Raw genomic sequence first — 22724 nt, 5'->3', positions numbered from 1 at the left:
AGGAGATTTAAAACGAACTTCTATCATCATATTAATAACAATCTAAATAAACATATTATGGAAACAAGCAACAATATCAACCCAAACGAGTTCAATGAAATGCGCGCGCAACTCGAAACAATGAAGAGACAACTCGACAGTCAGAAAATCATAAACGGCCGGATAATCAGGCAGGCAATGAAGCAAAAGATGTCATGGATAAACAAGTTTATATGGATTGAACTGACTGTATTCTACCCGATAATCATTATATGTTTTTCCTGCCTGGCAATAGTATTCAATCTTTCGTGGATAATATGCGCACTGATAATAGGCCTGACCGGACTTGACATCTATGCAGACTTCAAAATAAACAAAATCTCAGACACAGACTGGCACAGCGGCAATCTTGTGGAAACAGCAAAAAAACTTGCACACATGAAAAGTATGCGCATAAAACAGCTGATTGTTTCCATACCGGCCTTGATTATTGTCTTCGGGCTGTTCTTCTATGACATGTCGTCAACCAACGGGCATATTTTACAAGGTAATGTCGTCGGAGGTATTATCGGAGGATGCTTAGGCCTGGCCATCGGGATATGGATTATAATGAGAATGCAGCGCACCAATGACGAGGTAATAAAGCAGATAAATGAAATGACAGAGGAAAAAGACAATATATGACCTCTTACCGTCATTCAAAAAACAGTCGGACACATAAGCATTAACAGAAATACGAAAGACAATGAAAAGAACAATAATCATCCTTATACTCATGGTGACAGCCATGACAGGAATCAATGCACAGTTGCTATACAGAATATCCGCTAAAGACCTTAAGCAGCCGTCATACATCGTAGGAACATATCATTTCGCCCCGGCAAGCTTTGTAGACTCCATACCAGGACTGCGCGATGCGATGAGACAGACAGCACAGGTGTGCGGAGAGCTCGACATGAATCTGGCCATGAACGCGGAGAGTGCACAGAAAATGATAGCTGCGATGATGATGCCAGACGGCAAGTCGCTAAAAGACATTCTCACCACAGAGGAACAAAACAAGTTGAACGCATACATGAAGGGCCTTATGGGAGCTGACATGACCAACCCCATGGTGGAACAGCAGATGGGAAAGATGTCGCCACAGGCACTTACCACCCAGTTCACATTACTTACCTACATGAGGAACACGCCAGGATTTGATCCGGCCAACCTTATAGACAACTACTTTCAAAAAGTGGCTTTAGAAGAAAAGAAACCTGTTATGGGCCTCGAATCCGTTGACTTCCAAATAAAGACGCTTTATAAGAGCATGTCCACGGAACGTCAGAAAGAACAGCTTATGTGTCTTGTGGATAACCCGGAATACAACAAGATGATGATACTCGAAATGGCAAAAGCCTATTTCAATAAGGATATAAATAAACTGAAAGACGTCATGGACGAGAAACAGAACAACTCCTGCGACTCCACACCACAGGAGAAAGCCGAACTGACGGACAACCGCAACGCTGACTGGATAACCAAGATGCCGGCAATAATGTCGACAGATCCGACCCTGTTTGTGGTAGGAGCCGGACACCTGCCGGGCGACAACGGTGTGCTGAAACTGCTTGAAAAAGCAGGATATACGGTAGAGGCAATAAAATGAATACACCTCAGACTTACTGATTTACAAGCATACAAATGATTAAATTCATAAAAATAATACTTATCCTCTCCATATCCGCCACGATTGGCTTCTTTGCGTCAATACTCGGCATATCGTTTGTTAAGGACATTCCATTTGCAGAGCTCTTGGACAGATTCAGTCTGCAATGGTCCGACGCACCATACTTCCTCGCACTGATACTGTCATTGACGGCAGTGCTGCTATCGGCAATAGCGGGGCACGAGGCCGGGCATCTGCTTGCCGGCCTTTTGACCGGATATAAGTTTGTGTCGTTCAGAATAGGCAACCTTACGCTGATGCGCAAGGACGGACGCCTGCAATGGCGCATGTTCGGCATTGCAGGCACAGGCGGACAATGCCTCATGCTTCCTCCCGACCGCAACATAAATGACATTCCCGTATTCTGGTATAACGTCGGAGGAGTGGCGGTAAACATAATATTCGCCGTCCTTTCATCAATACCGCTCATCGCACTCGATACCGTCTTCACAAACGTCCTGTTCGGAACGGCTGTCATCATAAATCTGCTGTTAGCCTTTATCAATGGAATTCCAATGAAAATAAGCGGAATAACAAACGACGGATATAACGCACTTATGCTCAACAGACTGCCGGAAACAAAAAAATACGTAATGAATATGTTGCGTATTAATGCCGCGGCACAGGACGGCATACGCCCGAAAGATATGCCGGCGGAATGGTTTGAAGAACAGGCCGTAACAGACTACGGCAACGCCCTTGCCGTAAACATGCACCTGATATGCGTAATCCTGAAACTCGACCGTCTCGACTTTCATGGAGCACTCGACGGTTTTCGTGAGATAACAGACCACAATAATGAAACAGTAGGGCTTATGCGACTTGAAGCATCGGCGGAACTTGCATTCTGCGCTCTCGTAACAGGTGACACACCTTTGGCAGACAAGCTTCTCGACAAGAAACTTCTTACGTACATAAACCAATTCAAAAACGTGATGTCAAGCAAGCAAAGGCTTTTATGGGCAATAGCCGCATATAAAGAAAAGAATACGGCCAAGGCCTCTGAAATACTCAACAGTATCGAGAAAAAGAAAAACAAATATCTTATGCAAGGCGAAGTAAAAAGCGATCTTGCGATAATAAGACATCTTTCAACACAGATTCAGGATATCATCTGCCGGAAGCCTCTGACCGCAAACTGACAATATACGATTATTTTCCGCATCATACAAATTGTAATTCAGAATTTTTGTCTAAATTTGCACTGCATAACAGACCATAAGGGTTATTGCAAACAGGCAATAAAGAACAAAAATACAAAACGATATGAAACAGACACTTCTGATATATAACACGTTAAGCAGAAGAAAGGAAAAGTTTGAACCGCTTCATTCACCCAATGTCGGCATGTATGTATGCGGCCCCACTGTCTATGGTGACCCGCATCTGGGACACGCCCGCCCGGGAATAACATTCGACATAGTATTCCGCTATCTGAAACACCTTGGCTACAAGGTGCGCTATGTCCGTAACATAACCGATGTGGGGCATCTTGAGCATGATGCCGATGACGGTGACGACAAGATTGCAAAAAAGGCACGGCTGGAACAGCTCGAGCCGATGGAGATAGCGCAACACTACACCAACCGCTTCCACGATGCGATGAAAGCACTCAACGTATTGCCGCCCAGCATCGAACCCCACGCCACAGGCCATATCATGGAACAGGAACAGCTTGTCAAGGAAATACTCGACAACGGATACGCCTACGAAAGCAACGGCTCGGTATATTTCGACATCGAGAAATACAATAAGGACCACAAATACGGAATACTGTCGGGACGTAATCTTGATGATGTAATAAATGCCAGCCGCGAGCTTGACGGTGTGGGAGAGAAGCGCAATCAGGTGGATTTCGCCTTGTGGAAGAAAGCACAGCCTGAGCATATCATGAGATGGCCAAGCCCGTGGAGCGAAGGATTTCCCGGATGGCACTGCGAATGTACAGCCATGGGACGCAAATATCTCGGCAACCACTTCGACATACACGGAGGCGGAATGGATCTTGTATTCCCTCACCATGAATGCGAAATTGCACAGGCAGTGGCAAGCCAGGGCGACCAAATGGTACGATATTGGATGCACAACAACATGATTACCATCAACGGGCAGAAGATGGGTAAGTCGCTCGGCAACTTCATCACCCTTGAACAGTTCTTCACAGGCAATCACGAAAGCCTTAGCAAGGCCTACAGCCCTATGACAATAAGGTTCTTCATTCTGTCCGCACATTATCGCGGCACTGTCGACTTCTCCAACGAGGCTCTCACAGCAAGCGAGAAAGGACTTGAGAAACTGTTGAACGGCATGAACAGCCTCAGCCGTATTACTCCGTCTGATGCAAGTGATGAGGAAACGGCAAAATTCATACACGGCCTGAGACAGAGATGCTATGACGCCATGAACGACGACTTCCAGACACCTGTGGTAATAAGCTATCTGTTTGAAGCATGCCATGTCATCAACCTGATTACAGACCACAAGTCAAGCGTAAGTACAGATGACCTGAAAGAGCTCACCGAAACGATGAATCTGTTTGCATTCGAACTTCTCGGACTGAAAAACGAAAAGGGCTGCGACAGTTCCGGACGCGAGGAAGCATACGGCAAGGTTGTAGACATGGTGCTCGACCTTCGCGCCAAGGCACGTGCCAACAAGGATTGGGTCACCTGCGACCAGATACGAGATGCGCTGAAAGACGCAGGATTTGAAGTGAAAGACACCAAGGACGGATGTGTCTGGAATCTGAACAAATAAACCCGAACAGGTTATCAGACAATAAGAAGTGTAATAACACACAGGCTTAAGGTCTGATTTCAAACTCTGCCGGATGTAAGGACAGGAAGAAGCCCCTCCAACTCCACCAAAAGGGAGAAATGGGGTGGAATGTGGAAGTCTCAGATGTGTATGCCGGACTCTGGCACATGTAGGGACATCGCTTTGCGATGTGTACAGTGTACAGTCATACGTTTATAACAATGCGCATGACACGTGCCAAAGGCACGTCCCTACTTGTGGACGTCTCTGCAGAACCATTTATAATGTATGTACATCGCTTTGCGATGTAAAAGAGTATTCAAGATAGATTGAGACTGCCCTCGGGCGTTTATACAGCAGTCTTTCGGATACATAGCAAAACGTGGACAATACTTGTTTTATGGTATTGTCCACGTTTTCCATTAACTCAAACACAACGACCGGTTTGTTCCCCATTCAGAACCTCATCCTCACCTGTAGCTCTGTGTCCGTCATCGACGAGGCATCTATCATCTGCAGCCCCGAACCGATTGACGACCGGTCAAAATATGCGGTATAGCCAATCTTCGCCATGACCATTATCTTATCAGATATGTCAACACGTGATATCAGCGTCCCTCGCATACCTTTACCATAGCACATAAAAGAAGAAAAACCATACAACAGGCCTTTCTCGTATGCATATAGACGGCTTTCATAGCTGTCTGTATCGAAATAGACCATACTCATGTCAAGTCTCATGCGCCTGTATCTGTAACATGCCGTCTGAGACAACAGCCATCCCGTATCCCGGCCCTTATAGTCGGATGATACAAAGTCAGCCGATGTACGCAGATATAGTGCATCACTGCTATACGATACCCCCATACGTATGGAATGCGTCTCATAATATCTCATGCTCACGCCTTTCTTGATATCCCTGGCCCTGACCCTCATCCTATAACGTGCCGTAAACCCGTACCTGCCATTACTCAATGTCCCTGCAACATATTGTCAGAAGCCCATGAGGAACGGCTCACCCGATAACGCACCCAAGGAAAATAAGCATAGTCCGAATATGCCGTGATACGCAGGTTGCGGCATGGGGAATAGCCGGCTCCCAAATACACTCCGCTCTCATTCTGAACATGCCCGCCCTCGCTGAAGCTTCTTGAATAAAGAGATGAATAACGGCGTGAATAATACCGCTGAAGCAGCATTATACTGAGGTTGTCGAAAATATCCGCACTTACGGTGTTTACTGTTGCCAAAGCTCCTGACTTATTAACGGCTGTCTCGCCTTTGACGGCAATCATCCCGTTCACATATCCGTAATCCACCGACGTATTAATGAAATCCCTGCCGCTTGCATAATATTGCCTGTATGCCTGGCTCTTATCAGGACGCAGCTCGCGGCTGAGCCTTGTATACAGCGATGTCGCACCAATATAAAAGCCGTTTCTGTAATATCTCGTATTCATTCCGCCTGCCATTGCATGCGTATTGTTCTTTTTCTGCAGTTCAAGGTCTGTGCGATGATATCCCGAAGTAATAAGTGTGGCTGCGGTATGATTCTCATCCTTGTTCAGCGTGGCATCGAAATTCCGATATGACACAAATACACTCATCCTTAGACTTTTGCTTATCCTTACTGTGGCTCCAACGCCCTGAAAATATCCGCTCTCCATACGCGACGAATGTGCCGTGATATTATTTGAGGAACGTCCCATGCCCGCCAACATCGAAGCCTTGCCCATGGTGAGTCCTGAGTTTACCACAAGTCCCATGCCGAACGACAGCCTGTATCTGCCTATGGCAAGAGTTTCCATGCGCCCTGCACCACGCAACAGGAAATATGGAGAATAATAGTCATACCCAAGCCTGTTCTTGTTTCCGAACAGCGGCTCACCGGCATCCTGCGAAGCCACAAGTCCGAACTTAAGCCTGTTGCCTGACACATATCCATACCTGAACCAGTGCTTATATTTATAGCCATGATAGCCGTTGACATCGCCCTTACGGTCGTAAAACGGCAATTTCACATATCCGGTCAGCTCATGATGACCGTTTTTGAAAAGCCGGACAACATCATCCCGCACTTTCTCCTTTTCCGGTTCACCGGCATACACAAAATGCCGCATAAGCCCGCGGCGGATATAATCGATGGAACTTATTGCAACAAGCTCCTGGACAGTTTTCATTCCGCCATATCTGTATATGTATTCGCATATATCTTCTATCTGGCTGTCCGAGAGGAAGGGCAACTGTCCGAGCTCTTCCCTGTCTGCCCTGTTTATGTTTATCGGAGACTCTTCAAGTTGGCTCAGACGGTCGTAAAAATTCTCCCAGGCATCAGTTTCCATATCCTCACTTTCCGCCAGTTCATGAATAAGTGCTTCCCACGGGCGTATATCCGTTGGAGATACATGATGTGAGACAACTACCCCGACCGTGTCACGACTAACAGTCTCCATACGGCATTCAATCTCACATCGTGCATGACACACCATTGAGAGGGACATTAAGACAACCAATAACAATTCTTTCATTAGGAAAAGATTTTATTTATATTCAACCAGACAATTGATTCTAATCACATACCATGACTCAGCGATATGTCAATGCAGGACTATCGCCACCGGTCTCTGCGACGTGGGGTCTGCAATTGCCTATCGTGACAGGAATTGCCTGAAAGCCTATTCCTGTGCGGGTTATAATAAGCCTGGCAACAAGCCCGCGGCGGTTTATGGGGCGGTCGAGGTCAAAGATAAAGTTGCCGAGACTATAGAATACAGGCTTCCCCCTATAGACCTCCACATCCTGAACCGTATGCGAATGATGCCCCACAACGGCATCGGCTCCGCTGTCGATAAGTCTTCGCGCCTCTATCCTCTGTTCCACCATAGGACTCAAGGTATGCTCAATACCCCAGTGAAGACTGACAATGACACAAGCATCCGGAGAGCGTTGCCTTACAGCCCTCACCGTGTCACACAACTCACGTATGCCTGCCTCACACACGCAAGGCCTGTCGGGCATATATACATAGTTCTCTGACATTACACGCAATGAGGACAGTATATATATGTCACGCGGACCGCCCTCTACAAACAACGGCGCAGCCGCCTCGCGGGCATTGTCGCCATACCCTACCGGCATAATACCGGCAGCCGCTATCCTGCACCGTGTATCCTTCAGCCCTTCACGCCCGTGATCTATACTGTGGTTATTGGCAAGATTCAGATGAGTGATACCGTGCCGCTTAAGCACAGGCAGCAACGACGGAGAGGCACGGAACACAAAACGCTTGTGCAACGGAGAGAAAATATCCGTCGCCGGACATTCCAGATTACCTACGACCACATCGGCCGTACGAAACAGCGAATCGACGGAAGGCGTAAACAGACTGTCGGGAGATTTATACCTGATAACCCTGCCCACACCACGGTCGAGCATAATATCTCCCGTGAACAGCACGGAAACAGTATCCCTGCCTATATCCTCCGGATAAGCCTTTCCATGACAGAAGCAAAACATCATCACACAGATGACCGTTCCCAAAACAATACCTTTCGGAATCTTCACCGTCAACATCCGGAACTGTAGAATATTAGCTCGTTGTCTGCCGGAACCGTATCCCGGATAATTATCTCATCCATCCATGCAGGCACACCCTTGCGCGGATTCTTCTCAAGCATCTTCTGCCACTCCTCATCGGTATGCCTTTCACCGGGTGCTGAAAGGAATTCACGATATGAGAACACCGCACCGCGCGTGAGATACAGCAGTCCGTTAATCTCCACAACGACGAAAAGGTCGTCCACATATCCCACTCCTTCGTGAAGCACACCCTTGTTTGGATTGTTTGTTCCATTGGCCGTATATACGTCAGATACAACCGACACAGACTTGTCAGGTCCTGTCACGTCTTCCCACACAAATCCCGTCTCCGTCCCGCGACGTATTATGTCAAGAGTAAGCCACTCGTATGTGCTTCCCATCTTTTCTATACTCCAGAACTCATTTTCCGTGAGCCGTTTTCCGGCAAGCTCCTTTTCCGAGATACGCAGCATAAACTCGGTGTTCTCCATAAGTTGCCTCGTTATATCGGATGAGCGTGATGTCATAAGTCCGTTGCGGCTGAGCACGTCTGCCGCATATCTTATCAGGTCGAGTGATTTTTTCCAATAAGCCACGTTGGGTTCCACATATCCCACCACTATCGGGTCGGGTATTGCACCTCCACATTCTGCCGCCATCGGCTGCTTCATATACAGCACCATGTCGTGCTTCAGTTCTGCCCATGACGCAAGTGCCGCATTGAGGTTTTTCTTCTCCCACTTCGGTGTCTGCATGAAATAAGGCATGCGGCTGTCCCTGGCCTCAACCATACCGGTGAGCGCCGACATCCATATATTATATAATGTGGAATCTTTTGTCATCTGGGGCATCAGCGTCTTCACCCCCTCAAGCCTCTTTCCGTATTCGGGCCATTTTGAGAACTCATCCAGCTCATCTGCAAGGATACGCGTTGCCACGCCCGTACCCAACGCGGCAAACACGTCAAGCCCTTTCGGACATCCGCGCAAAGTCCGCGGACGTGTCTTCACGTCTACAAGTTCCTGAAGCACCTCAGCATCGTAGACATACCTCTGCGGCAGCAGACTTATCTTCTCACTGCATGACAGCTGCTCCTTCGGACGTATCCGCGCACGGCTCCGGCTCATGGCATCGAGGCGCGAGGCCACATTATTCACAGCGCGTTTTGATTTCCACAAATTGTCGATATCCAACTTCTCCTCTGCCATGATATCGGCAAGGTCGATCACCGACACTCCGTCCGGACGACCCACAAGCAGGTCTATCGGTGCAGAAATACGCTCCATAAGGGTCCGGAGATACGGACGGGCATTCATCACACCGGCCATAAGCATGAAATTGTTCAACTGCGAACGGTCGCTGATACATCCCGAAGCATGCTGCAACCACATCATGGCCCTGAAATACCGTTTCAAGTTTTCATTGGAGGTGTAATTACCGCGCGGACGAAACATACTGTACATGAAATACGGATTGATATATCCAAGCAGTTCTGAGGGCGCATCCGTGCAGGCATCTATGGCCACAAGCTCATTTTCCGCCATCTGCCTATAGCCGTATTCTGCCGGTATTGCCGCCAGAGCCTTGTCTATATACCGTCCGCCGCCGTCTACAAGACTGCATCCGACAGCAAAGAAAGCAACACCGAAAGCGGCTGTCTTTCTCAGACGCTTGTCGGATGTGGAATTCATTATACTGTCCGTCTCATGCAGCATCCCGCGAAAAAACTCCGACAGAAGCAGCCTCAACCTGTTTTCCTCAACATCCTGAAGCAGTTTCGAGAAATATATATGGACCAGCTGCAGATGCATGTCGGTGGTTATGAAATTCGGGAAATTATGATAGTCATTGTTCTCATAGCAGTGAAAGAACTGTATGTTGTTTCTTGGCACAATGGCGAATCCGTCCTTTGCCAGCCTTTCATACAACGGGACAGAATATTCCTCCAACTGGAACGTATTTACTATATTGTCCGTGTTTACCACCTCTCCGGGCCGGCACTTGAAATTCCGCCTCTTAAGTTCTGCTTCGCGTGCCTTTATCTTATTGATGAACGCAATCTCCTGCTTAGAATACTTCAGAGGCTGATCATACGAAGTGGCGTCACGTTCAAACATCAGACTGTCATACCACGTTGTATGGCCGAACACTGCCCTGAACGTATAATCCATGAACAGGTATCCTTGTCGTGCGGCAAACGAATTACGGAGTATCCTGAGGTCAGAAAGGCTCAGCTCCGATATATCCATATTAAGGTCTGCGCCATTGATGAGACCTTCCACATCCAGCTTGCTTCCTACCGGCACAAAAACCTTTTGTTTATGCCCCGACAACGGCAACACTGCCATGAAAAAGATTACAGACAGATAAAATAAACGTTTCTTCATTTGATTTACAGGTTTTATTATATTTGATATACATAGGATCTTATCCTACCTTTTCCGCCATCTACCGAAAGCTTTTGTCACAACGGACAGTTTTCCGCCGCACCGCATCCGTGACAGTCTTTGCGCTCAACAAATTCCATGCCGAAACTTCTCCAACGGTAATAGGCATAAAAATATGTCCCGTCAGCGGCTATCTCCTTCACTTCAATGAGGTTTCTGCCGGCAAGAAAGTGGAAGTCGGCTATCGGTTGCCCCATACGCGAACCGAGCCACAGCGGCCTTACATGGCCGCGGTAGTTCTTGAAAACAAACACACGCCGTCTTAGCACCGGGTCATAACGTGTGGACTTGACCACACCCACTATTGCATCGATGATTCCGTCACCGTTCACATCCGCTGTCTCGAAACGATACACAGGAAACGGCAACCGCCACCGGTCGCTGCCAATACAAAGATAGCTGAGAGTGTCGCAGACAGTCTCGAGCCTGAATGTATCCTCAGTCTCCACTGCCATCGCCCCAACCGGAAACATTCCGTACAGAAGCGGCAATACTGTGACAAACAGTATTTTCTGTATATTACCCATAGTGCAGACAAATTTACACATTATATTTTAAACAGGCTCCACTATGCATAATCTTTTCAACACCTGGTGTTTCAAATTGTTTCATTTTTGTCTTATACAGACATACCTGTCATTGTTATATGGCTTCCATGTCTTATCTTTGCATAACATATCATTGACAAATAAAATATAAAAGGTATAATGAATATTATCGGAACAACAACGGCAGCACTGCTCATTGCAACTTTCACAATGACAGCAGCGGCACAGACGACAGTATCGCCAAACGGCAGACTGAAAGTGACAGTAAACGCAACGGACAACAGCTACAGCAACGTATCAATGGACATAGAGTGCAACGGACAGACCCTTGTAAACGTGCCTGAAGTAGGAATGGAAACAGACCGGCAACGTTTCTGCGGAAATCTCAGACTGAAGCATTCTGAAAGAAAGAAGACCATAAACGAAAACTATACCATGCTTACCGGAAAGCGGAGCCGGTGCCGCAACAAAGGCAGCGAACAGACATATACATTCGAAAACAACGAAGGACATATAATGCACGTCAAACTGAGAGTATACAACGACGGAGTGGCATTTAAATATATTCTCAATACAGAGAACAACGAGAAGATAACCGGAGAATACACTACATACTGCCTTCCCGAGAACACGAAGCGATGGATGCAGAAGTATGAAGAGAACTATGAGAACTTCTTTCCGCTTACATCTACAGGTGTACATCCCGACAATCCGAAAACCGACAGATGGGGCTATCCGGCACTTGCCGAGCCTGCAAACGGTCTTTTCACATTGTTCACAGAATCTGGCATAAGGCGCGGCCACTGCGGTTCCCTGCTTTACAATGCCGGCAACCGCAACTGCTATCGTGTGACATTTGCGGATAAAGCCATGATATCCGACGGAAAATGGGAATCACCGTGGAGGGTAATCATCGCAGGCAAACTGTCAGACATAGTTGAGTCGACACTTGTCACAGACGTGGCCGACCCGACAAGAATGACCGATACCGGATGGATAAAGCCGGGAACGGCCGCATGGATATACTGGGCACACAACCACGGTTCAAGAGATTTCAAAACCGTCAAAGAATACATAGACCTCGCCGAGACCATGAAATGGCCCTACAACCTGATTGACGCCGAATGGGACGAAATGAAAAACGGCGGCGACATTAACGATGCCCTGAAATACTCGGCCGCAAAAAACGTGAGATCAATGATTTGGTATAACTCCGGCACGGCATGGTGCGGCAACGGTGCCCCGGGACCTATCTATCGCCTCAACAAAAAGGAGGACAGGCTGAAGGAATACAAATGGCTGCATGACAACAATGTGGCGGGAGTGAAAATCGACTTCTTCTCCGGTGACCATGCCTCCACAATGGGCTATTGCATAGACTTGCTCGAAGACGCGGCAGACTTCAATCTGATGGTAAACTTCCACGGTGCGACAATACCACGCGGATGGCAACGCACATATCCGCACCTGATGTCCGTGGAAGGAGTCTACGGTGCAGAATGGTATAACAATCTGCCTGTGATGACAAACCGTGCCGCATGCCACAACGCCACCCTCCCGTTCACACGCAACGTGGTGGGACCGATGGACTACACACCCGGAACATTCTCCGACTCACAGCATCCGCATATCACGTCACACGGACATGAACTTGCCCTGACCATCCTCTATGAATCGGCCCTGCAACACATGCCGGACCGTCCTGAGACATACTACAACATGCCGGAACAGGTAAAGAAACTACTCGGCAGCCTGCCAACGGCATGGGACGACACCAGGCTTTTAGGAGGCTATCCGGGTGTAGAGGCGGTGATTGCACGCCGAAAGGGCAAAATATGGTATATAGCAGGAATAAACGGAACGGACAAACCGCGCACTCTGCAAATAGACACCAAAGCCCTTCATACGACAGGAAAAAGCATAACCGTGATAAAAGACGGAGCAGACAACAGGTCATTCGACATAGAGGAAAATATTCCATTAACGAAAACAAACAGAAATATAAAAACAGACTGTTTGCCGAGAGGCGGATTCGTTGCAGTAATAAAATAAAACCGCATACCCACCGGTGTTGCGCCATCCACAATAAGACCACATTGTATTAATGATTGTTTATAATGGAAAAGATAAACTTTTTTTGATAATCGTTATATATAAATATTTTGTACTGTTAGACATCATACTTATTTTTGCAGTGTGTTTATGAATTATCAACGGACACAAAGGATAAAAAGATTGTTTAACTCATTAAAATTTGAAAGTTATGACAGGATTAATTGGTTCTATTATCATCGGTATCCTGGCTGGTTTTCTGGCAGGAAAGATTATGCGTGGAGGCGGTTACGGCTGCCTGATTAATTTGATTCTCGGTATTGTCGGAGGTGCCTTCGGCGGATGGATATTCAATGCGGTGGGAATCAATTGGGGAGGAACTATCGGTCAGCTCGTCACCGCAGTAGTAGGAGCAATATCGATATTGTTTATTGCATCATTGTTTAAGAAAAGCTAAGGAGGTGTTCGTATATCTGATTATGGCTTCCGCAAACTGCATGTTTGCGGAAGCCATAATTTTCTCCGTCACACATCATTTTCTGAAATACTTTTACATAACAAGATATACCTAAAATTCTCTTTCAATGAATAGGCTATTCATGCTCGATGAACATGCCATTCACGGTCGATGAATGGCATGTTCATCGACCGTGAATGGCATGTTCATTTTCGGCACACTTTTTGTTACCCGTAATAGACTGTATATCAAATAATTACAGACCCATAGAGTCAAAGCGGAAATCCGCTTGAAAACACTTTGAATTTTTATTACATAAAAACAGCTCATATACAGACATGACACTCTTCCGTCACACAAGAATCCCAATGACATTACACATATTTAAAATAAGAAAACGGATGCCCCATGCCTATTTATACGCTGAAATGTCTTACTTTTGCATACATATAAAAACAACGGTATAAAATGAAATATATCCTGGCCATAGACTCATTCAAGGGATGCCTCACCTCTTCCGAGGCAGAAGACACAGTGGCTGAAGCCCTGAATATCAAGTCTAACTCCACAGAAGCGGAAAATGCGGAAATCATACGGATCCCTGTTTCCGACGGAGGTGACGGAATGCTTGATGCCTTTGTTGCTGCAATGAACGGGAAAAAAGAAAAAGCAGAAGTACACGATCCGCTCATGCGGAAGATAACCGCCGAATACGGTATCACCGGTGACGGAACTGCGATAATAGAGACGGCAAGGGCATGCGGGCTAACACTAATGAGCGAAAAAGAACGGAATCCGCTGAAGGCAACATCATACGGAGTTGGAGAACTTATCGCATACGCAATACGCAAAGGATGCCGCAAGTTTATCATCGGACTTGGCGGAAGCGGAACAAACGATACGGGAACCGGTATGCTGAAAGCCTTGGAGAACTGTTTCGGCCGGAACATGCAAGAAAGAGGAATACCGGAACAATGCCGGTTCATTATTGCATCTGACGTGGATAATCCGCTGCTCGGTCCTAACGGGGCCGCATACGTATACGGCCCACAAAAAGGAGCGACACCGGAAATGATACATATACTGGAAAGACGCGCCAGGGAATTTGCCGACAAGTCATCCGCAATACTACGCCACGACTGCCGTAATACTCCAGGGGCAGGAGCCGCCGGAGGACTCGGATATGCATTAATGCAGTATCTTAACGCACAAATCCACTCCGGTGCAGACTTATTGCTCGACACCCTCGGATTCGACATCATTGCGGAAACAGCCGACGTGGTAATAACCGGTGAGGGAAGTGCGGACAGACAGACACTCATGGGCAAACTACCAGGACGTATATTGAAACGGTGCAAAGACATGAACATTCCTGTATGGCTTATTGCAGGCAGGATAAACGACAGACAACAACTGGCACAGGCAGGATTCTCACGCCTTATATGTATAACTCCTGAAGACCAAAGTATAGAAGAAGCCGTAATGGCCGATACGGCAAAAAGAAATATAATGACTGCGATAATGGCTGTCTGACAAGCCACAAATGCAACAAAAAGTCATTATTTTGTATGAAAAATATTATTTTATCCTTAAAATCATTGCGTATGTCGATATAAATACCTAATTTTGCTTACTCTTTGAAAGAATCAGAAACAGCAAGGAAACAGAAACAACCAAAATTAAAATGGATAAAATTGATAATCTTGACAAGAAAATATTGAATATCCTGTCAAAGAACGCCCGCATACCGTTTAAGGATGTAGCTATGGAATGCGGTGTATCCCGTGCTGCCATCCACCAACGTGTACAGCACCTTATAGAGGGAAATGTGATTATGGGAAGCGGATTTGACGTCAACCCCAAGAGTCTCGGATACACTACTTGCACATACGTGGGAATCACCCTTGAACGCGGAAGCATGTATAAAGACGTAGTGGAACGGCTGTATCATATACCGGAGATTGTCGAATGCCACTTCACAACAGGCCCGTACACAATGCTCGTAAAGTTGTATGCACGCGACAACGAACAGCTGATGCACCTGCTGAACGGACAGCTGCAGGACATTCCGGGAGTGGTGGCCACAGAAACTCTTATCTCGCTTGAACAAAGCATAAAGAGAGATATTTCCGTAGACACGGACACCAACGCCTGATAAAGACACACCGGATTAAACATTCCCGACGACGGCATTAAACATTAAGGTTTTATTATGGACAAGTTCGACTGGCAGCATAAACTGGCAGACATCTACTCTTCCTTTCCGGAAGGACGGTATAAGCCAATCATAGGAATAACAGCCAATCACGGAGAAGACACATGTAAAATAGCCGACGCATACTACAAATCCATCGTGACGGCTGGAGGTATTCCGGTCGTAATACCTCCTTTGGCGGACAAAGACATTATAACAGGCACTCTAAAACATATAGACGGACTTGTGTTAAGCGGAGGCGGAGACTATAACCCTCTGTTTTGCGGAGAGGAGCCTTCACCGCATCTTCATTCCATCAACAGCGAACGTGACCTTCCAGAACTGATTGTCACACGACTTGCATACAACCGGCAAATACCGATTCTCGGCATCTGCCGGGGAATACAGACGCTCGCAATGGCACTTGGAGGAAAGGTCGCCCAAGACATCAGTGAACACATGATGTCTGACGAAGGTAACAAGGAGAAAGCACGACTACCGATAAAACACAGCCAGGACGCCTCACGCAACGAACCTACACACAGCATAAGAATAGAAAAAGACACCATACTTCATACCTTATATAATAAAGAACGTATGGCTGTGAACTCTTTTCATCATCAGGCCGTGACTGACCCCGGTGACAGATTCCGGATTGCAGCAACGGCACCCGACGGTGTGACAGAAGCCATAGAGAGCCGCGAGTTTAAATCCATCATCGGCGTACAATGGCATCCGGAATGTCTCGAAAACGGAGCTCCGCTATTCTCATGGCTGGTAAAACAGGCCGCCAACTTCCACGAGGCTAATGAACTACACGAACGCATACTTACACTCGACACACATTGCGACACGCCAATGCTCTTTCCACAAGGCATAAAGCTCAGCTGTCGCAACCCACAGTCGCTCGTAGACCTTCACAAGATGGATGAAGGCAGACAGGACGCAACGATAATGGTGGCCTACCTGCCACAGCCAAAAATCGGAGAAACATTCTCCTCAAAGGTTGAGTATGAAGTGGACAGCCCTACAGAATATGCTGACCTGATATTCGACAAAATTGAGGAAATGGTGCTTGAGAATAAAGACCATGTAAGCATTGCGCGCACTCCGGCTGACCTCTATGGAGACAAGCGGCACAAAAGAAAGTCTATAATGCTCGGAATAGAAAACGGCCTTGCCATCAACGGCAGCCTCACCAACCTGAAGCATTTCGCACAGCGCGGCATCGTATACATAACCTTATGCCACAACGGCGACAACGACATCTGCGACAGTGCCAAAGGATGCAACACACACAACGGTGTGAGCCGCTTCGGTGAACAGGTGATTCTGGAAATGAACAGGCTCGGAATAATGGCAGACCTCAGCCACGGAAGCGAAAAAAGCTTCTACGACGCACTTGAGATAAGCCGGATGCCAATAGTGTGCAGCCACAGCAGTTCATATTCCCTGTGCAACCATCCGCGCAATCTCACCGATGACCAGATGAGGGCGCTCGCCGCAAAAGGCGGAGTGGCGCAGACCACACTCTACCACGGATTCCTGAATACAGATTCCGAGGCTACCGTTCTTGATGCCATAGCACATCTCGAACACGCAATAAAGATAATGGGTATAGACCATGTCGGAATAGGAACCGATTTCGACGGTGACGGAGGAATAAGGGGATTCTCATGTTCGTCAGAGGCAATAAATTTCACACGCCTGCTGCTATCCCGCAGATATAGCGAACAAGACATTCAAAAGATATGGGGAGGAAACTTCCTGAGAGTCATGACCACAATACAGAGCGTAAGGGAAGGGTAAAAAAGAGAACATCATTCTATTATATAACACCTACATAATATCATGAAAAAACTTATAATCGTCAATACCTTGCTTTCCATCATCCTCATGGCATGCAGCAACTCAAGACGGACAACAGATACAGACACAGGCACACAGAACGAGACGACAGGGCCGGAATTCTCCGCAGACAGCGCGTATGCGTTCTGTGCAGCACAATGCGGTTTCGGGCCACGTATAATGAACAGTGCCGCACATGACGAATGCGGAAAATGGATTGTGGAAAAATTCCGCAGCTACGGGATGGATGTAACTACACAGAATGCCGACCTGAAAGGATACGACGGAACAATCCTGAAAAGCACCAATATCATTGCAAGCTTCAAGCCCGAACTTTCAACGCGTATACTGCTCTGCGCCCACTGGGACAGCCGTCCATGGGCAGACAACGACCCCGACAGCGCAAACTGGCGCAAGCCGGTGATGGGAGCCAATGACGGTGCAAGCGGTGTGGCTGTCATGCTTGAAGTCGCCAGACTTCTCCACTCGACAGACAGCATGGGAATCGGCGTGGACTTCATTTGCTTTGATGCCGAAGACCGGGGCGCACCGCAATGGGATGAAGAGAACGACAATGGAAACTCATGGGCAATGGGATCGCAATACTGGTCTGCAAATCCGCATAAGAACAACTATCAGCCGCTTTTCGGCATACTTCTTGATATGGTAGGAGGACAGGGTGCGAAATTCTATCAGGAGGGTGTTTCACTACAATATGCCCGGAACATTGTAGACAAGGTCTGGGCAGCGGCCGACATTGCCGGATACGGAAGCCTGTTTCCAAAAGCTCCGGGAGGAATGGTCACGGATGATCATGTGTCGTTAAACGAAGTGGCCGGCATCCCGACAATAGACATAATAGCATATTATCCCGATTGCGTACAAAGCAGTTTCGGACCTACATGGCATACGGTGAACGACAACATGGATTATATCGACAGAAACTCACTTAAGGCCGTGGGACAGACCGTCATACAGGTGCTGTTCAGCGAAAGATAACAGGAAAAGGAACATATCACAGCTGTCCGGCCTCCACCATAAGCACAATACGCTCCGTAAGACGGTCGGTGCCTTCCGGCTCGTATTGCTTCTTAAGCGAAGCGCCGAAAGCCCACGCAAAAGCCTGATAAAACCCGGCTCTGACCGGACCGAGAAAAGCCTGTATCATGTCATACGATGATGAGTTACACTCACGATAGACAAGCTTTATCAGCAATTTACCTTGTGAATAAGTCAGCTTTTTCATTCTCGGCTTATATTCCTGATAAATGCTTTTCTCTACTTTCTTCATGTGCTCGTCCCTGGCTTTCTTGTTAGGAAGTGTCTCAAGATACTCGTATGTCTCTATAATAATATGGTTGACCTCTTTCGCTATGGGAAGAACAAGCTTCACATTTTTCACAAGCCTCATATAAGCTGCGGCCTGACGTGGATTCTTAAATGTCACCTGGGGATACACATACACGTTTCCCATTTCCATATACTGTATGCTGTCACCGTCTTCAAGCACTTTACCTACCTTCACCATTGGAACAAACGCGGCATCGTCCGTACCCGCAACCCTGGTTCCATCCTTTCCCGCTCCGACATTCTGAGCCGGAGAATGAAGCCATGAGAACGTGGCAAACAGCAAAGGCAATATTCTTGAAGTATATGCAGGCCTAATATATCTCATAATTGTCAACTACAATAAAAATAACTGCAAAAATACATCTTTTTCAATATTTATCACTCACAATAAGCCCATTTAACTCTAATTTGACAAAAACATAGGATAAAAGAAGCATAGCCTACAATATTAAAACAACATCGGGCATGCTGTATATACTGCACGCCCGACTATAATATCACTTTATATTCAAAACCGTCACATGCTGCTTTTTCACCTTATCGAGCGGCATTACCTGATATTTGGTTTTTGCAAAATCAACCGTGCCAAGGTCTATACACCGTATGTCGCTGTTATACATAGTGCGGTAGTAAATCTTACGTCCCACGATATCTGTGGCCGATGTCCACTGTGTCGCGCTCGGTATATCAGGAATCTCCGCCCCTTCCTTAATTCCTGTTCCGACAGGAATATCAAAATTATTAAGAATCTGGAAACACTGCATCACTGTCTTGTCTGCCGTGGCAAGACGCGGAGCCGTAGACTGATAGAACGCGGCACGTATAAAACGGGAAGGCGGAGTAAAGTCACCGGGAAGGCCCAGCATCCCACTGCCGCTGCCAAAAGAACGCAAACGGACCGCTCCCATGTCTTTCGGAACAGCAGTTCCGCTATACAGGTTCACATAGTTATTAAGATTCGTGGAATGCCATTCAAATCCCGGAGCATTGGTAAGTACACCAAGACTGTTCTCGTGAAAGACGGGTTTGCCTCCGACTATCTCCAAAACCACCTGCCTACCGCTTTTGTCTGCAATACGCCAGTGCGCGGTAGAGGCTCTCGAGTCTATCGTAACGACATGGATGCCGCCAAATGCAGCCACTACCTCATCCACCGTCTTAAAATTCCCCAATATCCACGATACAAGCTGAAGGTCTCCGACAGTGGTACTCCTGTTCTCCGGCCTGTACTTCTCATACTCTCCGTATGCCGGAAAATAAAAAAGACCGGCAGAAAGACCTTCCTCGTTAAGACCTTCCGCAATAAACTCCTCAAGCTCTGTAGCCAATCCTATATATCCCATTTTTGAGGTAAGCTCCATACCGTCTTTCTTACCTGACGGGGAGAAAAGACGCTGGGTATATCCGCGAGGCACGACAACGAGCATGCTGTTAAGGTCGCTTGCGTTCCATTCTATGGTACGAGCCACGACGGTGCTGCCGTCCGCAGCTTTCAATGTTATCCCCGTACATGCCTGCGACGGTGACGTGCAGGCCAGCAATATCGTAATTGCCGCAAGTGTGAATATATTATGTCTCATCGTAAATATGAATTAGTTGATAAATTTGTCATAATGCAAATATAGCGATAAAATACTACTGCCCTCCGCTATTTTCATATTTGTTACAATATATTAGACTTGCTTTGGTTATATTGTGCGAAAAACATAAAAAGAATTATTATTGTTATATTATCTTTGCAAAGGATAGGCGGCATCCGAGCAATCTGAACAAGCTTCATTACGTCCGGTTTGCACTATCACAGATGGAAAAAGCATAAAATCCAACAGTTTTACATCATAACTAAAAACATCAGGAAATGAAAAGATTATCATTAGCCATCTGCATCGGCATGGCTGTCAGCGGCATGACTGCTCAGGAATGGAAAATACCCGTGTCGGAAAATGAAGAGCCTATGGCAACAGGGCGTTTCACACCGGAATGGGAGTCGCTCCAGGAATACGAAGTGCCGGAATGGTTCCGCAATGCAAAGTTCGGAATATGGGCACACTGGGGGCCTCAGTGTGTTGAAGGTTCCGGTGACTGGATGGCACGTGAGATGTATATGGAAGGAAACGGAAAATATGAGTACCACAGAAAACATTATGGCCATCAGAGTGAATTCGGGTTCAAGGACATTCTTCCACTGTTCAAGGCCGAAAACTGGAATCCGGAGGAACTTGTGAGATTCTATAAGGAAACCGTTGGCGCACAGTATTTCTTCGCCCTCGGCAACCATCATGACAATTTCGACCTTTGGGACTCAAAATATCAGGAATGGAACTCTATGAGAATAGGACCGCATAAGGACATTCTCGACGGATGGGCCAAGGCGGCCAAAAAGGCAGGACTGCCGTTCGGCATATCATTCCATGCCGACCATGCATGGACATGGTATGAACCAAGCCGCCGTTTCGACCTGAAAGGCGATAAGATCGGAGTGAAATACGACGGATGGCTCACAAAAGAAGACGGATACAGACCAAATGCCGACGGAACGGAAAAATGGTGGAAAGGACTTGACCCGCAAAAGCTTTACGCACAGTCACACGACTTTTCCGACAATACATGGGATAACGGCAGTATACACAGGCAATGGGGATGGGAAAACGGTGCGGCACTGCCGACACAGGCATACGTGACAAACTTCTACAACCGTACGCTCGATGCCATCAACCGCTACAACCCCGACCTGATCTATTTCGACGTAACCGTGCTTCCTTTCTATCCGGTGAGCGATGCAGGCATGAAGATTGCCGCACACATGTACAACAAAGGACTGCAAGGCAAGGACGACCGGGCAAAAACCAAAAACGTGGTGTTCGGAAAGATTCTGACCGACAGCCAGAAAAAGGCCCTCGTATGGGATGTGGAGCGTGGAGCGCCAAATAAGATTATGGAACAGCCATGGCAGTGCTGCAACTGTCTTGGCAACTGGCACTACAACAACGGGGTATACCAAAACGGAAAATATAAGAATGCAGCCACAGTGGCAAAGCTGCTCGTAGACATCGTTAGCAAAAACGGAAACATGCTGCTGTCTGTACCGCTGAGGGCCGACGGCACTCCCGATGAAAAGGAAATTGCAATCCTGAAGGAATTCGGAGAATGGATGAGAATAAACAAGGAAAGCATCATCGGCACACGCCCATGGAAAATATTCGGTGAGGGACCGATTGCCAATTCCGACATCAAGATAAACGCACAAGGATTCAACGACGGCCAGTATACAAAAGCCGGAGCAGACGAGATACGCTTCACACAAACAGACAAACATATATATGCAACAGCTCTCGCATGGCCGGCAAACCGTAAGATGACCATACGTTCTCTTGCAAAGGGAAGCGAACTGTATCCGGAAAAGATTTCCAAAATCGAACTCCTCGGATACGGCAAAGTGAAATTCGAACGCACGGCAGACGCCATGACCGTATACCTGCCGGAAAAGAACACAAACAGCATAATGCCGGTAATCAGAATCAGACGCTTTTAAAAAGATATGGGAAATCTCCCTAAGATAAAAATCTTCGCCTTTTAAGAAGTGTTTTATCCTCTGATTATCAATAAATTCTGAAACTCCTGGATATATCTGCAAGTTTCCGTATCATTGGATATGGAAACTTGCAGATTATTAATGATAAACACAACACTATCCGCTCCGTCTCTGTTCTCATCTTACCGGATCTGCAACATCTTTTGTACAAACTCTCTCACAAGATTCACTGCCATAAATTACTGTTGCTTGTTTTATTGTTATTCCGGC

At 47.0% G+C, this 22724-nt stretch carries 18 protein-coding genes; 11 read left to right on the top strand and 7 right to left on the bottom strand.

What is annotated here, in order from left to right; genetic code table 11:
- Positions 1 to 57 precede the first annotated feature (57 nt).
- The 4 genes from HPS56_RS00925 to cysS all read left to right on the top strand — a co-directional run bounded on the left by HPS56_RS00925 (position 58) and on the right by cysS (position 4447).
- Positions 58 to 663 (top strand): hypothetical protein, encoded by a 606-nt coding sequence (locus tag HPS56_RS00925; protein ID WP_172272462.1) that lies wholly within the window; start codon positions 58 to 60, stop codon positions 661 to 663.
- Between the two features lie 61 nt (positions 664 to 724).
- Complete coding sequence (locus HPS56_RS00920) at positions 725 to 1630, top strand: TraB/GumN family protein (RefSeq protein ID WP_172272459.1); 906 nt, start codon at positions 725 to 727, stop codon at positions 1628 to 1630.
- Between the two features lie 35 nt (positions 1631 to 1665).
- A complete protein-coding gene (locus HPS56_RS00915) occupies positions 1666 to 2832 on the top strand; it encodes a zinc metalloprotease (protein ID WP_172272456.1) in 1167 nt (388 codons plus the stop codon).
- Positions 2833 to 2956: 124 nt separating this feature from the next.
- Positions 2957 to 4447: a cysteine--tRNA ligase gene (cysS, locus tag HPS56_RS00910; protein WP_172272454.1), complete on the top strand. Its 1491-nt coding sequence runs from the start codon at positions 2957 to 2959 to the stop codon at positions 4445 to 4447.
- Positions 4448 to 4903: 456 nt separating this feature from the next.
- On the opposite strand, the gene HPS56_RS00905 is transcribed toward cysS, so the two are convergent.
- The 5 genes from HPS56_RS00905 to HPS56_RS00885 all read right to left on the bottom strand — a co-directional run bounded on the left by HPS56_RS00905 (position 4904) and on the right by HPS56_RS00885 (position 11021).
- A complete protein-coding gene (locus HPS56_RS00905; RefSeq protein ID WP_172272451.1) occupies positions 4904 to 5383 on the bottom strand; it encodes a hypothetical protein in 480 nt (159 codons plus the stop codon).
- Positions 5384 to 5418: 35 nt separating this feature from the next.
- Positions 5419 to 6975 carry a ComEA family DNA-binding protein gene (locus HPS56_RS00900; protein ID WP_172272448.1) on the bottom strand — a complete coding sequence of 519 codons (1557 nt, stop codon included), beginning with the start codon at positions 6973 to 6975 and terminating at the stop codon, positions 5419 to 5421.
- A 58-nt stretch (positions 6976 to 7033) separates the two neighbouring features.
- On the bottom strand, positions 7034 to 8020 hold the full coding sequence (locus tag HPS56_RS00895) for a CapA family protein (protein ID WP_172272445.1): 987 nt from the start codon (positions 8018 to 8020) through the stop codon (positions 7034 to 7036).
- Entirely contained in the window at positions 8014 to 10413 is a 2400-nt protein-coding gene (locus tag HPS56_RS00890; protein ID WP_172272442.1) for a DUF3160 domain-containing protein, read from the bottom strand. The genes HPS56_RS00895 and HPS56_RS00890 overlap by 7 nt, the downstream gene beginning before the upstream one ends.
- Positions 10414 to 10490: 77 nt before the next feature.
- Positions 10491 to 11021, bottom strand: coding sequence for a hypothetical protein (locus HPS56_RS00885; RefSeq protein ID WP_253952351.1), 531 nt, complete (start codon positions 11019 to 11021; stop codon positions 10491 to 10493).
- A gap of 159 nt (positions 11022 to 11180) precedes the next feature.
- Here HPS56_RS00885 and HPS56_RS00880 point away from each other — a divergent pair, with 159 nt between their 5' ends.
- The 6 genes from HPS56_RS00880 to HPS56_RS00855 all read left to right on the top strand — a co-directional run bounded on the left by HPS56_RS00880 (position 11181) and on the right by HPS56_RS00855 (position 18571).
- Entirely contained in the window at positions 11181 to 13073 is a 1893-nt protein-coding gene (locus HPS56_RS00880) for a glycoside hydrolase family 97 protein (RefSeq protein WP_172272439.1), read from the top strand.
- Positions 13074 to 13284: 211 nt separating this feature from the next.
- On the top strand, positions 13285 to 13530 hold the full coding sequence (locus HPS56_RS00875; protein WP_172272436.1) for a GlsB/YeaQ/YmgE family stress response membrane protein: 246 nt from the start codon (positions 13285 to 13287) through the stop codon (positions 13528 to 13530).
- Between the two features lie 468 nt (positions 13531 to 13998).
- Positions 13999 to 15063, top strand: a complete 1065-nt coding sequence (locus tag HPS56_RS00870; RefSeq protein ID WP_172272433.1) for a glycerate kinase family protein — start codon at positions 13999 to 14001, stop codon at positions 15061 to 15063.
- A 151-nt stretch (positions 15064 to 15214) separates the two neighbouring features.
- Positions 15215 to 15685 carry an Lrp/AsnC family transcriptional regulator gene (locus HPS56_RS00865; RefSeq protein ID WP_172272430.1) on the top strand — a complete coding sequence of 157 codons (471 nt, stop codon included), beginning with the start codon at positions 15215 to 15217 and terminating at the stop codon, positions 15683 to 15685.
- Positions 15686 to 15742: 57 nt separating this feature from the next.
- Entirely contained in the window at positions 15743 to 17533 is a 1791-nt protein-coding gene (locus tag HPS56_RS00860) for a gamma-glutamyl-gamma-aminobutyrate hydrolase family protein (protein WP_172272427.1), read from the top strand.
- 42 nt (positions 17534 to 17575) lie between these two features.
- Positions 17576 to 18571, top strand: a complete 996-nt coding sequence (locus HPS56_RS00855; protein WP_172272424.1) for a M28 family peptidase — start codon at positions 17576 to 17578, stop codon at positions 18569 to 18571.
- A 16-nt stretch (positions 18572 to 18587) separates the two neighbouring features.
- On the opposite strand, the gene HPS56_RS00850 is transcribed toward HPS56_RS00855, so the two are convergent.
- The gene (locus HPS56_RS00850) at positions 18588 to 19247 is read right to left on the bottom strand and encodes a DUF4294 domain-containing protein (RefSeq protein ID WP_172272421.1); all 660 of its coding nucleotides are present in this window, start codon (positions 19245 to 19247) and stop codon (positions 18588 to 18590) included.
- A gap of 172 nt (positions 19248 to 19419) precedes the next feature.
- Positions 19420 to 20502: a linear amide C-N hydrolase gene (locus HPS56_RS00845; protein ID WP_172272418.1), complete on the bottom strand. Its 1083-nt coding sequence runs from the start codon at positions 20500 to 20502 to the stop codon at positions 19420 to 19422.
- Positions 20503 to 20780: 278 nt separating this feature from the next.
- Here HPS56_RS00845 and HPS56_RS00840 point away from each other — a divergent pair, with 278 nt between their 5' ends.
- Complete coding sequence (locus tag HPS56_RS00840; protein ID WP_172272415.1) at positions 20781 to 22454, top strand: alpha-L-fucosidase; 1674 nt, start codon at positions 20781 to 20783, stop codon at positions 22452 to 22454.
- Positions 22455 to 22724: the final 270 nt, after the last annotated feature.

The sequence above is a fragment of the Xylanibacter muris genome (genome assembly GCF_013166605.1).
Classification (GTDB): Bacteria; Bacteroidota; Bacteroidia; order Bacteroidales; family Bacteroidaceae; genus Prevotella; species Prevotella muris.
This window is presented reverse-complemented; position numbering and strand designations above follow the sequence as displayed.